The following is a 15380-nucleotide window of genomic DNA, read 5'->3' on the forward strand; positions in this document are numbered from 1 at the left end:
TTACGAGCACAGGCCTACTCCTGCGTTCCCGCACCGTCAAGACCATCCGGCCCGCCCGGGGCAGGAACCGCAGGAATCCCTGCCAATCTCCCGGAGGCACCGCTCCGAATATTTTGCGGGTGCCGCGCGCACCCTATGGTTGGAAATGACGGACGAGACGTGGAGGATACAGCGTGGCCATACGCAAGATCGACGACCGCGAACCTGCGCAGGGGATCCCCGGGCCGGCGGCCAAGGCTGTCCTGAGCATTGCCGGGGCCGCCGGGGAAACCCGCGGCGTGGCCCTGGTCCTGCACGGCGGCCGCGCGAACAGTTACGACGCCGTCCGCGGGACACACCTCAGCCCCGCCCGGATGATCCCCTTCGCCCGGGCCCTCCAGCGCGGGGGCGGGGGCGACGGGCTGGCCGTCTGGACCCTCCGGAACCGGTACCGGGGCTGGAACGGAAAGGACATGTCCCCTGTCGAGGACGCCCGCTGGGCACTGTCCCACATCAGCCGCGAACACCCCGGCGTCCCCGTTTACCTCCTCGGCCACTCGATGGGCGGCCTCACCGCGCTGTCCGTGGCTGACCACCCGCAGGTTGAAGCCGTCGCCGCCCTCGCCCCCTGGCTGGACAGCTCAACTCCCGCCGAACGCGTGGCGGGCCGCCGGGTCCTGATCGTCCACGGCACCGAGGACCGCTGGACCAGCCCCGCGAATTCGCTTGCCTACGCGCGCCGGGCCGACGGCGTCGCGGAGTCCGTGGATTACGTCGCCCTCAAGGGGGCCGGGCACTTTATGTTCCGGCGGGTGGGGTTGTGGAACTCCCTCGCGAACGGGTTCATCCTTGATGCCTTCGCCTCCAGTTCAGGCCGGAATGTCGACGGCGACGCTGACGCGTTCCGCAGCCTCCTGCCCGCGTCCGGCGCCCGCCTCCCTGTGGTGCTGTGATGCCGGGCCTGCCCCTCGGCGACTTCCCTCTGGGGCCTTTCCTGGCCAGCCTGCCCTGGGTCGCGGCCGGGATCGCGGTCCTGCTGGCCGCCACGTTCGCCGTCGGCGTCCGCCAGCGGCGCCATTCGGTGATGGACACCGTCTGGGGGCTCGGCTTCGTGGTCGCGGCCGCTATCTCCTGGTTTCTTTCCGCCGGGCACGGCGACGGCGGCCGCCGCCTGCTGCTGCTGGCGCTCGTGGCGGTATGGGGCCTGCGCCTCGCTGTGCACATCGGCCTGCGCGCCCGCGGCGCCCACGAGGACCCGCGGTATGCGGACATGCTCTCCTCCGCACCCGGCTCCCGCAACACCTACGCGCTGCGCAAGGTGTACCTGCCCCAGGGCGTGATCCTGTTCTTCGTCTCCCTGACCGTGCAGGTGGGGATGTTCAGCACCGGAACCCTGGGCTGGCTGGCCTGGCTGGGCGTGGTGCTGTGGGGGGTCGGTTTTGTCTTCGAAACGGTCGGTGACTGGCAGCTGGCACAGTTCAAGGCCGATCCGTCGCGGCGCGGGACGGTGCTCAACACCGGGCTCTGGCGGTATACGCGGCATCCGAACTACTTCGGCGATGCCGCCGTCTGGTCCGGGATTTTCCTGGTGGCCGCTGACTCCTGGCCGGGCGTGCTGACCGTCCTGTCCCCCGCGCTGATGATCTGGCTGCTCGCCGGCAAGTCCGGCAAGCCGCTCACCGAGAAGGCGATGTCCGCCCGCCCCGGTTACAAGGAGTACGTGGAATCCACCTCGGGCTTCCTGCCGCTGCCGCCGCGCCGGCGTGGCCGGCCACAGCCGGGCCTGCACCAGCCGGGCGGGCGCTGACATGCCCTGGCTTCCCCGGCCCAGCGAGCGCTTCTACCGCGTCATTGTCCGCACCGGGCTGGCGCTGGTCCGGCTGTTCCGGATCCGGGTCATCGTGACCGGGCAGGAGCACCTCCCGCCGGTGCCGCCCGGCGCACCGGACGGCACTGCCGCGGCCGGGCCGTCCCGCCACGTGGTGCCGGGCCGGGGCGCTGTTGTTGCGATCACGCACTTCGGCTACCTCGACTTCGCTTTTGCCGAGCTGCTGCTGTGGCGGCACTCGAGGGCCCAGCTGCGCTTCCTCGTCACCCAGGCCGCGGCCGACCACTGGCTTGCCGGGCCCGCCGTCAGCGCGGCCGGCCACGTGGTGGTGGGCTACGGGAGCGGGGCCGACGCCTACGCGGCTGCCGTTGCCCGGCTCCGCGCGGGCGAGTACGTCGCAGTCCTGCCCGAGGCAGGCGTCAGCCGCAGCTTCCGTGTGCGCGAGTGCAAGACCGGCGCCGTGCGGATGGCGGCGGAGGCCGGTGTGCCTGTCATTCCGGTCTCCGTCTGGGGCGCCCACCGGCTGATGACCCGCGGCCGCGGGTTCTCCCCGGCCCGCGCGTGGCGCGCCCCAGTGCGGATCCATGTCGGCAAGCCGGTGGCCCCTGAACCGGGAATTGTAGCCTCGTCCCAGGATGCCCAGGCGGCCACCGAGGCGCTGCGTGCAACCCTTCAGGCCGGAATCGATGCCTGCATCGCGGACTTTCCCCTGGACCCGGCTCCGGGCGCGTGGTGGATGCCGGCGGACCTGGGCGGCGGGGCGCCCAGTGACGAGGAACGGCAGCGCCTGGACGAGGCCGAAGGCCCGCGGCGCGCAGGAGGCCGGCGCCGGTAAGCCCGGTTACCGCCACAGCACACGGCACCGCGAGGATTCCTCGCGGTGCCGTGTGCGGGCCAGTCCCTGTATGGGGCTAGGCGGGGTCGGAGACCACCAGGGTTTCCGCGCCGGCCAGGCGTGCCTTGCCGGTTTCCAGCAGCGGCTCGACGACGGCGCGCAGGGCAGTCATCGAATCGTCCAGTTCCAGCAGCACCGGGTACTGGTACGCGATGAGCGCCAGCAGGTCCCGGACAGCGGCCTGGGCGTCCCCGGCGGACAGTTCCGGCTCGTGGCCGAGGAACACGTCGGACGGTTTGCCGGCCGTGCCCGCGGGGCCGTTGCCCTGGACGGCGTCGGGGCCGCCCACGTCCGGCCCGCCCTGGGCGTAGCTGACCGCGAACGCCTGCAGCCGGCCCTTTTTGCTGGCGGGAACCCCTTGGCCAAAGGCACTGGCCTTGGGGGCGCGCAGCACAATCGCGCCGTGGGCGCCGCTGAGATCGTCCAGGAACAACCGCTGCACGGTGGCGATGCTGAGTTCGCCGGGGCTGTCCCAGCCATGCACGGCCGTGTAGTACCGGCCCACGACGTCGCTGAGCTCCACCGACCCCGTGGCTAGGTCCTCGACCTGCTCGGAGGCGGCCGCCTCCGAGCCGTCACCGAAGACCGGGAGCTTGAGCGCCCCCGGCTCCACGACCACCAGCCGGGAACGCTGGATCGGGGCGAGGCCGGCGGCTTCGGCGAAGGCGGCACCGGGCGTGCCCGGTTCCACCTTGGTCCGGAGCCGGGACACTCCCGACGGCGACTGCGCGGCCTCGTGCCGCAGCATGGCCAGCAGCGTGGAGCCGATGCCGGTGCGGCGGTGGTCGCGGGCCACCTCGACGTACACCCAGAGGCGTTCCGGATGCAGCGAGGCCTCATGGACCACGCCGGCTGCGACGGGGATGGCGACGCCGTCGATGACATCTTCAGCCACGATGCAGCGGCGCCAGGGGGCGTTGACCGACGGTGCCAGGGTGCCGCGGAACTGCCGGGCCTGCTCGGTTTCCGGCCCGCCCCACATTTCCAGCAGCGCGAGGTCGTCGCCGTCGCGCCATTCGCGGTATGCGATGGCCATTCTCAGGCGCCGATCAGCCGTGCGGCCAGGTAGCCCTCCACCTTGTCCAGGGAGACGCGTTCCTGGCTCATGGTGTCGCGTTCGCGGATGGTGACGGCCTGGTCGTCGAGGGTGTCGAAGTCCACGGTGATGCAGAACGGTGTACCGATCTCGTCCTGGCGGCGGTAGCGGCGGCCGATCGCGCCGGCGTCGTCGAACTCGATGTTCCAGCTCTTGCGCAGCTGGGCGGCGAGGTCCTTGGCCTTCGGGGACAGGTCCTCGTTGCGGCTCAGCGGCAGCACGGCGGCCTTGACCGGGGCGAGGCGCGGATCGAGCTTGAGGACGGTGCGGACGTCCACGCCGCCCTTGGCATTGGGTGCCTCGTCCTCGGTGTAGGCGTCGATCATAAACGCCATGAAGGAGCGGGTGAGGCCGGCGGCGGGCTCGATCACGTACGGGGTGTAGCGCTCGTTGGTGGCCTGGTTGAAGTAGCTCAGGTCCTGGCCGGACGCCTTGGAGTGCGTGGAAAGATCGAAGTCGGTGCGGTTGGCGATGCCCTCGAGCTCGCCCCACTCGGAGCCCTGGAAGCCGAAGCGGTATTCGATGTCCGTGGTGCCCTTGGAATAGTGGCTGAGCTTCTCCAGCGGGTGCTCGAAGAAGCGCAGGTTCTCTTCCCGGATGCCGAGGCCCGTGTACCAGGCCATGCGTTCCTTCATCCAGTACTGGTGCCACTGCTCGTCCGTGCCGGGCTCGACGAAGAATTCCATCTCCATCTGCTCGAACTCGCGGGTGCGGAAGATGAAGTTGCCCGGCGTGATCTCGTTGCGGAAGGACTTGCCGATCTGGCCGATGCCGAACGGGGGCTTCCGGCGGGAGGTGGTGAGCACGTTGTTGAAGTTCACGAAGATGCCCTGGGCCGTTTCGGGGCGCAGGTAGTGCAGGCCCTCTTCGCTGGCCACGGGGCCGAGGTAGGTCTTGAGGAGGCCGGAGAACTCCTGGGGTTCGGTCCATTCGCCGCGGGTGCCGCAGTTGGCGCAGGCGATGTCCTTGAGTCCGTTCTCGGCCGGGCGGCCCTTCTTCTCCTCGTATTCCTCCTCGAGGTGGTCCGCGCGGTAGCGCTTGTGGCAGGACAGGCATTCCACCAGCGGGTCGGAGAAGACCTCGACGTGGCCGGACGCTTCCCAGACCTGGCGGGGCAGGATGACGGAGGAATCCAGGCCGACGACGTCTTCGCGGCCGCGGACCACGGACTGCCACCACTGGCGCTTGATGTTTTCCTTCAGTTCGGCGCCGAGGGGCCCGTAATCCCAGGCAGAGCGGGAGCCACCGTAGATTTCACCGGCCTGGAAGACGAATCCCCGTCGCTTGGCGAGGGAGATGATCTGGTCGAGTACGGATTTTGCTGCCATGGAAACTCCACTTTCTACAGGGCCGCTGGGTGCGGTCCGCGGTCTCAGCCCCGGAACCCCGGCTGGTTGCCGGACGGGGCACTACAAAAACGCACAACTTATCCCTAAAACAGCACACACTCAAACACGCGTTCCGGGAGGCGGACACAATGATGGCGGTGCAGGAAGCTGCGCCTCCTAGCCTACCGGCCTGCCGGGTTCCGGCGGGCGGCAGCGACCGGGGCCCGGCCCCGGGGTCCGAGTCACACAGGTCCGGTCACGCGGGTCCGGTCACAAAGGTCCGGTCACCGTTTCAGGGCGCCCTTCGGCCAGGGCAGGCTGGCCAGCACGATGGCGGCGAGCGTCAGCAGGGTCCCCAGCACCGTGGGCAACGCCACCACGGTGCCGGGCGCCGGGAAGGCGAGGTCCAGCCCGAGGGAACCCAGCAGCTGCCCGGCGATCATCCCGAGTCCCGTCACCAGGACGCCGAGACTGCGCACCAGCAGCGCGCCAACGCCGATAAAGACGCAGCCCATCGGCCCGCCAAGGTAGTACCACCATTCGCCCGGCAGCGGGTTGCCCGGTCCCGCGACGGCCACCTTGACCAGCCAGCCGGCCCACAGCAGGAGGGCTCCGGTGATGAAGTTCATCAAGGTGGCGGCAATTGGCGTGCCGTAGTGCACGGCGGCCGTGCCGTTCATGGCCTGCTGGAAACTCATCAGGAATCCGGCCAGCACGGGAAGGAGCACGGGAACCAGCAGCTCCCCCGGGCCCGGGCCGGCGCCGGTGAAGCGCGGCGAGACAGCCCAGGCGACGGCGGCCACGGTCAGGATGCTGCCCAGCACCCGGATGCCGGTGATGGACCGCTTGCCGGCGGGTCCGATGCCCATCCGGTCCACGAACAGGCCGCTGAGAGTCTGCCCGGTCACGGTCGCCACCGTAAAGAGGGCGACGCCCAGCAGGCCTACGGTGAATGATTGGGTGAAGACGAAGAACCCGCCGATGCAGCCGGCCAGGAGGTAGTAGCGGGGGAACCTGCGCTCCCGGACCGCCGGCAGGATCTGGGCCAGTCCCGCCCGGCCCTTCGGCAGCGCGAGCGACACAGCAACCATCACCGCCAGTCCCGTGGTGAAACTCACCACGGCGGCGGCGATCCCGTCCGCGAGCGCCGCCCCGAGGGCACCGTTGATCCTGCCCTGCACAGGCATCAGCAGCCCCGCCGCTACCGCGAGGGGCAGCCCGGCGATGAACGGAAGCCGGGGTGTGTGCGTCATAGCTGTTCCCTTACGTCAGGCATCATTGCTTGTATGAGCAACCCGGAAATTGAAGACATCTCCATCCGCGACGACATGATCCGGCTGGGTCAGTTGCTGAAGCTCGCCAGCCTCGTGGAGGACGGCGTCGAAGCGGCTGAGCTGATCAAGGCCGGGCTGGTCAAGGTCAACGGCGAGATTGACGAACGGCGCGGCCGCCAGCTCCGCCACGGCGACACCGTGACCGTGAACGGACAGACCGTGCGGATCAGCACCCCCGCTGGCGCCTAAGGACAGTGCTAAGGACGGCGCCTAAGCCAGGGTATGGTGCCGGGCGTTGGGCAGCCAGCGCCCCGCGTCGGGCAGTTATTTGGCCAGCACCACGTGGGTGAGGAACTCGGAGACGTGGCCGATCTCCTGCTGGTTAATCCCGTGCCACATGCCGGTGTAGAGCACCTTGGTGAGCTTCACGTGCTTGCGCACCCAGCCCATGGTGAACTCGATCTTGTCCGGTGTGATGACCGGGTCCTGCTGGTCGCGTCCCCAGAACACGGGCACCGTTCCATCGAGCTCGTTGTCGCGGAAGCTGGGGTCACCGCCGGCGTCGACGGCGAAGCCTGACAGCCCGACGACGGCGGCATAGTCCGCGGGCCGGCGCCGCAGCAGCGTGGTTGCCAGCGCCATCCCCATCGAAAAGCCCAGCAGCGTCACGGACGGATGGTTCGGACGGACCGTGTCCAGCCAGTCCTCCGCGTACGCGGCGGCGTCCTTGACCGCGTCGACGGAGTAGTCGATGGACGCGGTCAGCGGGAACCAGGTAAAACCGGCGCCGGACACCATCGGAGCGCGCAGCGAGGCCACCGCGAATTCCTGCGGCAGCAGCTCTGCCAGGCTGAGCAGGTCCTCTTCGTTGGCGCCGTAGCCGTGCAGGAACACCAGGAGCGGCTTGCCGGCGCGCTCCTCCTCGGGCTTGGACCACAGGACGACAGGGGCGGGGAAGGCAACGGCGGAAGTCATGGCACCATTCTTACAGTTACCCGGAGGTAACAACCTACGGTGGCGTAGGTTTGCCGGAACAGGGCACGATATAAAGGTGAGCGAAACCCAAGCCGCGGAGAATTTTCCGGAGAACCCCGTCCCCCACCCCTGGACCCGCTATGTGGCCATGGGAGACTCCTTCACGGAAGGCATCGGCGACCCCGAGCCGGCGAGCCCAGGCGGACACCGGGGCTGGGCGGACCGGGTGGCCGAGGAACTGAGCCGCGGCCACGAGGGCTTTGCCTATGCCAACCTGGCTGTGCGGGGCCGGCTCCTGCAGCAGATCGTGGACCAGCAGCTGGCACACTGCCTGTCCCTCCGTCCGGACCTGGTGACGCTGTCCGCCGGCGGGAACGACCTGATCCGTCCCGGCGGGGATCCGGATGCCCTGGCGGAAAAGCTGGACTCGGTGGTGCAGATCCTCAGCCTGGCCGGCGCCACGGTGGTGCTGTTCAACGGCCCGGACACCGGGTCCTCGGTGCTAAGCCGTGTGCGCAGCAAAGTGGCCATCTACAACGAGAACCTCCGCACCGTCGCAGCCCGGCACGACGCCATCATCGCGGACATGTGGTCCCTGCGGCAGCTGGGCGATCCCCAGATGTGGGACGCCGACCGCCTGCACTTCTCACCCCTGGGCCATCACACCATCGCGGCCATGGTGCTGGATTCGCTGAACGTCGAGCACACCCTGGAGCCCCTCTCCCCCAAGCCCCTGCCACAGCAAAGCTGGCGGCAGGCGCGCTCCGGCGACCTGGTCTGGGCCCGCGAGCACTTTGTGCCGTGGGTGGTCCGCCGGATCCGGCAACGGTCCTCCGGCGACGGCGTGACGGCCAAGCGGCCCCTTCCCGGGCCGGTCTTTGGCCCGGGAATGCCGCTCGGCTCGGGCGAGGGCCCGCCGGCCTCCGAGGAGCCGGTGCGTTCCTGACCGCTGCCCCGGGCACGCTGCGCGGAACGTGGGCGTTAAGCTGAAGAGACACTTCCTGAGAGGCCCGGTACCGTGAGCAACTTGTTCCTTTGGATCATCATCTTGTCATTCCTGATCCCCATCGCGATGCGCTACTACAAAAGGTCGGTGCGCGGGCGGGACCAGAACCAGGGCATGCCGGGCGGCTTCCCGGGCCAGGGCGGGCAGTTCCCCGGCGACCAGCCCGGCTACGGCGCCGGCCCCTACCCGGGCCCGCAGAACAAACAGCCGCGCGACGGCATGACCCAGCGGGACTACTTCGGGGCCTTTGGCCAGCTCGGCGCCCCGCGGCCTCCCGCCCCGCCAGCCAACCAGCAGTATCCGGGCCAGCCATACCAGTCCCCCGTCCCCTATGAGGACAGCCCGGGCTACCCCGGCAACCAGCCGCAGCCATTCCAGCAGCAGGCGCCGCAGCAGTTCGACGGCCAGCAGCCCGGCGGGCAGATGCCGTCGGGCCCCGCGGTACCGCCGCCGCCGTCGCCGTCGGCCCCGCAGGGCTACCGGGCACGCAGGCTCGCCGAACTGGACCAGAAGTACAGCGGGGGCGAGATCACCATGGAGGACTACATGGCCCAGCGCGACGAGATCATGAAGGGCTGACCTCCCAGACACAACAACGCGGGGTCACTCCCGGTCCATCCAGCAGGCGCTGATGGACCGGGAGTGACCCCGCGTTGCTTTTGGCGGGCGGGTGGTCAGTCGACCTGGGGGAAGCCGAGGTCGATCACCGAGGTGGACGGGTCCGGCCAGCGGGTGGTGACCACCTTGCCGCGGGTGTAGAAGCGGATGCTTTCCGGGCCGTACATGTGGGTGTCGCCGAAGAGCGAGTTCTTCCAGCCGCCAAAGGAGAAGGTCCCCACCGGAACCGGGATGGGCACGTTGACGCCCACCATGCCGGCCTCGACGTCGAATTCGAACTGCCGCGCGGCGCCGCCGTCGCGGGTGAAGATGGCCACGCCGTTCCCGAACTCGTTGTCGTTGACCAGCTGGACGGCGTCGGCGTAGGTCTCGACGCGGACCACGGACAGGACCGGGCCGAAGATTTCGTCGTCGTAGACCTTCATGCCGGGCTTGACGTGGTCCACCAGGCTGACGCCGATGAAGAAGCCGTTCGAGTCGAAGGCCTGGTCCCGGCCGTCCACCACCACGGTGGCGCCTTCCTGCGCCGCGCCGGCGACGTAGGAGGCCACCTTGTCGCGGTGTTCGGCCGTGATGAGCGGGCCCATCTGCGAGGCGGGGTCCGTGCCGGGGCCGATCTTGAGCGTGGCCATCCGGGTGGTGATGGCCTCGACCAGGTCATCGGCGATGTTCCCGACAGCCACCAGCACGCTGACTGCCATGCAGCGTTCCCCGGCGGAGCCGTAGGCTGCCGAGACGGCGGCGTCGGCGGCCATGTTCAGGTCCGCGTCCGGCAGGACCACCATGTGGTTCTTGGCCCCGCCGAGGGCCTGCACGCGCTTGCCGTGGTCGGCGGCGCGCTTGTAGATGGACTGGGCGATCGGCGTCGAACCGACGAAGCTGATGGCCTTGACGTGCGGGTGCTCCAGCAGGACATCCACGGCTTCCTTGTCACCGTGCACCACGTTGAGCACACCGGCGGGCAGCCCGGCCTCGGCGAACACCTGCGCAATGAAGTTCGCCGAGGACGGGTCCTTCTCGCTGGGCTTGAGCAGCACGGTGTTGCCGCAGGCCAGGGCGCTGCCGATCATCCACAGCGGCACCATGGCCGGGAAGTTGAACGGCGTGATGCAGGCAACCACGCCCACCGGCTGGCGGACGGAGTGGACATCGACGCCGCCGGCCACCTGCTCGGAGCGCTCACCTTTGAGCATGTGGGACAGGCCGGTGGCGAATTCGATGTTCTCCAGGCCGCGGGTGATCTCGCCCTCGGCGTCGGAGAGGACCTTGCCATGTTCGCTGGTCAGCAGGGCAGCCAGTTCGGGCCGGCGCTGCATCAGCAGTTCGCGGACCTTGAAGAAGATGTTGGTGCGCTTGGCGAGGCTGGTGGCGCGCCAGCCGGGGAGGGCGGCGCGGGCGGCGGCGATGGCCTCCTCGACACGGGCCGCGGAGGCCAGTGCCACCTCTTTTTCCTGTTCGCCGGTGGCCGGGTTGAACACCGGGCCATAGCGCTCGGCGTCGGACACCAGGGCGCCGTTGATGAAGTGCGGAATGCGTTCCATGGGAGTTCTCTTTCTCAGAAAGGGGGCTACTTGGCCGCGTCGAGGGAGCCGTCGACCAGCTTGACGATCGCGGAGCAGTCGATGCCGGACTGGCCGGAGTCGATCAGGCGCTGGAAAAGCTGCTGGACGTGCTCGCCGATTTCCAGCGGGGTGCCGGTGTCGCGGGCTGCGCTGATGGCCAGTCCAATGTCCTTGTTGGCCAGTTCGGTGGTGAAGGTCGGGGCGAAGTCGTTGTTGGAGGCCGCGGTGGGGACCACGCCGGCCACCGGGTACCACGTGCGCAGGGCCCAGCTGTCGCCGGAGGAGACGGACGCGATGTCCCAGAAGACCTGCTTGTCCAGCCCGAGCCGGTCGGCCAGGACGGCGCCTTCCGCGGTGGAGGCGAGGTTGATGAAGAGCATGAGGTTGTTGCAGATCTTGGCGGCCTGGCCCGTGGTGGCACCGCCGGTGGGGATGATGTTGGCGGCCATCGGCTTGATGTACTCGGTGGCCTCGGCCACGGCGCCGGCTTCGCCGCCGATCATGAAGGTCAAGGTGGCGGCCCTGGCGCCGCTCATGCCGCCGGAAACCGGGGCGTCGACGAAGCGGAAGCCGGCGGCAGCGGCGGCGTCGTGCAGGGCCTGGGCGGAGGCGATGTCGATCGTGGAGGAATCCACCAGCAGCGTGCGGGTGTCCGCGTGGGCCAGGACGCCGTCCTCGCCGAGGTAGACGGCGCGGGCGTGCTCGCCCTTGGGGAGCATGGTGAAGACGACGTCGGCGCCGTCGACGGCGTCGGCGATGCTCGCGGCGGGTTTGACGCCGCTTGCCTCCGCGGCGGCCACGGCCTCGGCGTTGAGGTCGAAGCCGCGGACGTCGTGGCCGGCCTTGGCGAGATTGACCGACATGGACCCGCCCATGTTCCCCAGTCCGATCCAAGCGATTACTGCCATGGCATAAGCTCCTTTGCTTTGCGTCGTTTTCCAGCGTCTTTGAGTGTCCAGCATCACACCCTGTTACAGTGCAATCAAGGCAAAAAATTACAGATGGTATGTGCATGGATGCACATTCCCGATTCCGAAGGAGTGCCGGTGGACCTGAGGCGGCTCCCGAGTCCTGACGATCTGCTGATCCTGCTGACGGTGGCCCGGCTGGGCAGGTTCAACGCCGTGGCGGAAACCCTCGGCACCACGCACACCACCATCTCCCGCCGGATCCTGGCCCTCGACAGGCAGCTGGGCGGGCGGACACTCGAGCGGAGCCCGCACGGCTGGGAACTGACGGACCTCGGCAACGAGGCGGTGGCGGCCGCAGAGGCCATCGAGGGAACCCTCGGCGCCCTCACCAGCAGCATCGCGCAGTCCGGCGACGCCCTCTCGGGCCTGGTCCGGATCAGCACCCCGGACGGCTTCGGCGCCGGCTTCGTCGCGCCCGCCCTTGTGCTTCTGCAGCGGGAGCACCCGCTGCTCAACGTTGAAATGCTCAGCGCCACCCGCAAGGTCAGCCAGAACCGTTCCGGAGTGGACCTGGAGGTGGTGGTGGGCAACCTGGACGTCAGCAACGCGCAGACCATCTTCCTGTCCAACTATTTCCTCCGGCTCTACGCGAGCCCGCAGTACGCCCGGGAGCACGGGCTGCCGGGAACGCTCGACGACGTCCGGCAGCACGGCTTTGTCTCGTACGTCGAGTCGGCGCTGCAGGTCGCCGAACTGGGCCACCGCTCCACCCAGCTTCCCGTTCCCCGGTCCAGTTTCCAGGCCACCAGCATCTTCGCCCAGCTCGAGGCCGTCCGTCGCGGGGCAGGGATCGGCCTGCTGCCCAACTTCCTGGTGGTGGGCGACCCCGCGTTCCTGCCGGTGCTGCCCGACGACTTCCAGCGGCAGCTGCCCATCTGGGCGGTGGCACGCGCTGAGTCGCTGCGCTCGGCCCCCGTCCAGGCCGTTCTTGCCGCCGTCCGCACCGAAATTGCCGCCCGCCAGGCCGTCCTGGCAGGCTGAGCCGTCCTGGCAGGCTGAGCCGTCCTGGCGGGCTGAGAGCCTCTGCCCGAACGGACGGGCGAGAGCCAAACGGCAACAGCCCGGGTCCCGCAGTGCGGGGCCCGGGCTGTTGCCGTTGCTGGTGGTGCTGCTTATCTGTTGCTTGCCTACTTTCTTGAGGCGGCGAGCAGGTCCGCGGTGCCCTGGGCATCGGCGGCATCAATGTCGCGCAGCGAGACGCCGCGGGTTTCCTTGAGGAAGTACACCGCCACCATAGTCACCAGGCAGGCGCCGAGCAGGTAGATGGCCACCGGCGTCGAGGACTTGAACTGGCTCAGCAGGGCCGTGGCGATGATCGGGGCCATCGAACCGGCCACGATCGAGGTGACCTGGTACCCCAGGGAGACGCCGGAGTAGCGCATCCGGGTGGGGAACATCTCGGCCATGATGGCCGGCTGGCCGGCGTACATCAGGGCGTGGAACAGCAGGCCGATGGTGATGGCGGCGAGGATGATGAAGTCGTTCTTGGTGTCCATCATCGGGAAGGCGAAGAAGCCCCAGGTACCGCCCAGGATGGCGCCGGCCATGTAGACCGGCTTGCGGCCGAAGCGGTCCGACATGCGGCCCACCATCGGCACCACTGCGAAGTGGATGGCGTGTGCCACGAGCAGCAGCAGCAGGATCCGGGAGGTGTCCGTCTGGACGATGACCTTCAGGTAGGTGATGGAGAACGTGACCACAAGGTAGTAGAGGATGTTCTCCGCGAAGCGCAGGCCCATGGCGGTGAAGACGCCACGCGGGTAGCGGCGGAACACTTCGGCGACGCCGTAGCCCTTCTTCTCTTCGGTAACTTCCTTCTGGGCCTCCAGGAAGATGGGGGCGTCGGTGACCTTGGTGCGGATGTAGTAGCCCACCAGGACGATCACGGCGGAGAGCCAGAAGGCCACGCGCCAGCCCCAGCTGAGGAAGTCAGCGGAGGACAGGGTGGCGGAGAGTGTGAACAGCACGCCGGTGGCGAGCAGGTTGCCCAGCGGAACGGCGGACTGCGGCCAGCTGGCCCAGAAGCCGCGGGACTTGCTGGGGCTGTGCTCGGCGACGAGGAGGACAGCGCCGCCCCATTCGCCGCCGACGGCGAAGCCCTGGGCGAAGCGCAGGAAGACCAGGAGGGCCGGAGCCCAGTAGCCGATCTGCTGGAAGGTGGGGAGGCAGCCCATCAGGAAGGTGGAGACGCCCACCAGGATGATGCTGAGCTGGAGCAGCTGCTTGCGGCCGAACTTGTCGCCGAAGTGGCCGAAGACAATGCCGCCGATGGGGCGTGCAACGAAGCCGACGGCGTAGGTCAGGAACGCGGCGATGATGCCGTCCAGTTCGGTGCCGGAGTTCGGGAAGAAGATCTTGCCGAAGACCAGGGTGGCGGCGGAGGCGTAGAGGAAGAATTCATACCACTCGACCACGGTGCCGGCCATGGAGGCCGTTACTACTTTTTTGAGGCCGGACGCTTTGACGTCTTCCTCTTCCGGACGCCTGGCGGCGGCGTTTTGCGTACTCATTTCGACTCCTTTGGCGTCTCCGTCGACGCCCTATGGAACTCTGGGCAATGGGATACCTGTGATTTGTGACACTGGGGCATCATTCCCAACGAGTATGGACGCTCACGCCCTGGGCCTCAACGGCCATTAGTGCAGAGCCCATCTGCAAAATTGCACACGTGCGCCCCGGCGGCACACGCCCGGCTAGCCGAAGAAGTGCTGCCTGAGCTGGCTGCTGAGCTGGCCGATCTCGGTCAGGAAGCCGTCGTGCCCGATCGGCGCCTCGATGGTGTGCACGGCCACCTCGCCCGGCAGCGCGTCGGCCAGCGCGCGGGTCTGCGCGGGAAAATACAGCCGGTCCGAGTCGACGGCGGCCAGCAGGAATTGCGCCGTCGCCGGGGCCAGTGCCTTCGCAAGGGGGCCGCGGCCGCGGGTGACGTCGTGGCTCATCAGGGCCTCGGTGATGGCAATGTAGCTGTTCGCATCGAAGCGGCGGACCAGCTTGTTGCCCTGGTGGTCGAGGTAGCTCTCCACCTGGTAGCGCCCGCGCCCGGCGAGGGAGCCGGCTTCCAGCGGGGCCTCCGCGCCCTGGGCCTTCCGGCCGAACCGTCCGTCCAGCTCCGCGGCGGAGCGGTAAGTGATATGCGCTATCCGCCGGGCCAGGGCCAGGCCCGCTTCCGGCTGCTGCCCGCCGTAGTAGTCCCCGCCGTTGAAGTTCGGGTCCTGCCGGATGGCCAGGGTCTGGGCCTGGGCGAAGGCAATCTGCTCGGCGGTGCTGCTGGCGCCCACCGAAAAAACGCCGCAGCGCCGCACCCGGTCCGGATAGCTGACGGCCCATTCGAGGGCCCGGGCCCCGCCCAGCGAGCCGCCCAGCACGGCGTGCCAGGCGCGGATTCCGAGGGCATCGGCGAGCCTGGCCTCGGCCGCCGTCGTGTCCCGCAGGGTGACCAGCGGGAACCGGGAGCCCCAGGGCCGGCCGTCCGGCGCCGCCGTCGACGGCCCGGTGGAGCCGTAGCAGCCGCCCAGAATGTTGATCGAGACGACGAAGTACTTGTCCGTGTCCACGGGGGCGCCGGGGCCGGCCAGCTGCTCCCACCAGCCCGGCTCCTCGCTGGCGCCGCGCGTGACGTGGGTATCCCCCGTCAGGGCGTGTTCGATCAGGACCGCGTTGGTGGCCTCCGGGTTGAGGGTTCCCCAGGTTTCGTAGGCCAGCGTGACGTCCGGCAGCCGGGCACCGGATTCAAGCTCCAGGTCGCCGATCCGGACGTACTGGACTGTGCCGTCCGGCGCCGCTGTGGCGGGGAGGGCGGTGGTGGTGCTGGCAGGGGCACCCTGGCGGGTGGCGGCAATCGTCATGTG

Annotated in this window: 15 protein-coding genes; 7 read left to right on the plus strand and 8 right to left on the minus strand. The window is 68.9% G+C overall.

The features are described 5' to 3' along the window. Positions 1 to 179: 179 nt before the first annotated feature. Genes ACTWQD_RS10115 through ACTWQD_RS10125 form a run of 3 tightly spaced genes read left to right on the plus strand, consistent with a single transcriptional unit; the run spans position 180 to position 2642 of the window. Positions 180 to 932, plus strand: a complete 753-nt coding sequence (locus ACTWQD_RS10115) for an alpha/beta hydrolase (RefSeq protein ID WP_443196195.1) — start codon at positions 180 to 182, stop codon at positions 930 to 932. After that, entirely contained in the window at positions 932 to 1786 is an 855-nt protein-coding gene (locus ACTWQD_RS10120) for a DUF1295 domain-containing protein (protein WP_443196003.1), read from the plus strand. Before ACTWQD_RS10115 ends, ACTWQD_RS10120 begins: the two co-directional genes overlap by 1 nt. Before the next feature lies 1 nt (position 1787). Beyond that, complete coding sequence (locus tag ACTWQD_RS10125) at positions 1788 to 2642, plus strand: lysophospholipid acyltransferase family protein (RefSeq protein WP_443196004.1); 855 nt, start codon at positions 1788 to 1790, stop codon at positions 2640 to 2642. A gap of 76 nt (positions 2643 to 2718) precedes the next feature. On the opposite strand, the gene ACTWQD_RS10130 is transcribed toward ACTWQD_RS10125, so the two are convergent. The 3 genes from ACTWQD_RS10130 to ACTWQD_RS10140 all read right to left on the minus strand — a co-directional run bounded on the left by ACTWQD_RS10130 (position 2719) and on the right by ACTWQD_RS10140 (position 6379). Beyond that, positions 2719 to 3738, minus strand: a complete 1020-nt coding sequence (locus tag ACTWQD_RS10130) for a GNAT family N-acetyltransferase (RefSeq protein ID WP_443196005.1) — start codon at positions 3736 to 3738, stop codon at positions 2719 to 2721. 2 nt (positions 3739 to 3740) lie between these two features. Next, positions 3741 to 5126, minus strand: coding sequence for a glycine--tRNA ligase (locus tag ACTWQD_RS10135; protein ID WP_443196006.1), 1386 nt, complete (start codon positions 5124 to 5126; stop codon positions 3741 to 3743). 284 nt (positions 5127 to 5410) lie between these two features. Continuing rightward, positions 5411 to 6379: a DMT family transporter gene (locus tag ACTWQD_RS10140; protein ID WP_443196007.1), complete on the minus strand. Its 969-nt coding sequence runs from the start codon at positions 6377 to 6379 to the stop codon at positions 5411 to 5413. 33 nt (positions 6380 to 6412) lie between these two features. On the opposite strand from ACTWQD_RS10140, the gene ACTWQD_RS10145 reads away from it, so the two are divergent. Beyond that, complete coding sequence (locus ACTWQD_RS10145) at positions 6413 to 6649, plus strand: RNA-binding S4 domain-containing protein (protein WP_443196008.1); 237 nt, start codon at positions 6413 to 6415, stop codon at positions 6647 to 6649. Positions 6650 to 6724: 75 nt separating this feature from the next. Here ACTWQD_RS10145 and ACTWQD_RS10150 read toward each other — a convergent pair whose 3' ends face one another. Beyond that, positions 6725 to 7375, minus strand: coding sequence for an alpha/beta hydrolase (locus ACTWQD_RS10150; protein ID WP_443196009.1), 651 nt, complete (start codon positions 7373 to 7375; stop codon positions 6725 to 6727). Positions 7376 to 7523: 148 nt separating this feature from the next. Here ACTWQD_RS10150 and ACTWQD_RS10155 point away from each other — a divergent pair, with 148 nt between their 5' ends. Both ACTWQD_RS10155 and ACTWQD_RS10160 read left to right on the plus strand, forming a co-directional pair. Next, positions 7524 to 8321 (plus strand): SGNH/GDSL hydrolase family protein, encoded by a 798-nt coding sequence (locus ACTWQD_RS10155; RefSeq protein ID WP_443196196.1) that lies wholly within the window; start codon positions 7524 to 7526, stop codon positions 8319 to 8321. Between the two features lie 72 nt (positions 8322 to 8393). Then, positions 8394 to 8960, plus strand: a complete 567-nt coding sequence (locus ACTWQD_RS10160; RefSeq protein ID WP_443196010.1) for a hypothetical protein — start codon at positions 8394 to 8396, stop codon at positions 8958 to 8960. 95 nt (positions 8961 to 9055) lie between these two features. On the opposite strand, the gene ACTWQD_RS10165 is transcribed toward ACTWQD_RS10160, so the two are convergent. Beyond that, positions 9056 to 10540: a CoA-acylating methylmalonate-semialdehyde dehydrogenase gene (locus ACTWQD_RS10165; RefSeq protein WP_443196011.1), complete on the minus strand. Its 1485-nt coding sequence runs from the start codon at positions 10538 to 10540 to the stop codon at positions 9056 to 9058. 26 nt (positions 10541 to 10566) lie between these two features. Beyond that, positions 10567 to 11469 (minus strand): 3-hydroxyisobutyrate dehydrogenase, encoded by a 903-nt coding sequence (gene mmsB / locus ACTWQD_RS10170; protein ID WP_443196012.1) that lies wholly within the window; start codon positions 11467 to 11469, stop codon positions 10567 to 10569. Between the two features lie 144 nt (positions 11470 to 11613). Here mmsB and ACTWQD_RS10175 point away from each other — a divergent pair, with 144 nt between their 5' ends. Further along, positions 11614 to 12513, plus strand: coding sequence for a LysR family transcriptional regulator (locus ACTWQD_RS10175; protein ID WP_443196197.1), 900 nt, complete (start codon positions 11614 to 11616; stop codon positions 12511 to 12513). A gap of 146 nt (positions 12514 to 12659) precedes the next feature. Here ACTWQD_RS10175 and ACTWQD_RS10180 read toward each other — a convergent pair whose 3' ends face one another. Both ACTWQD_RS10180 and metX read right to left on the minus strand, forming a co-directional pair. Further along, a complete protein-coding gene (locus ACTWQD_RS10180) occupies positions 12660 to 14042 on the minus strand; it encodes an MFS transporter (protein WP_443196013.1) in 1383 nt (460 codons plus the stop codon). Positions 14043 to 14225: 183 nt separating this feature from the next. Beyond that, entirely contained in the window at positions 14226 to 15377 is a 1152-nt protein-coding gene (gene metX, locus ACTWQD_RS10185) for a homoserine O-acetyltransferase MetX (RefSeq protein ID WP_443196014.1), read from the minus strand. Positions 15378 to 15380: the final 3 nt, after the last annotated feature.

Origin of the sequence: Pseudarthrobacter sp. 1C304, assembly GCF_052245515.1 — a bacterium.
Classification (GTDB): Bacteria; Actinomycetota; Actinomycetes; order Actinomycetales; family Micrococcaceae; genus Arthrobacter.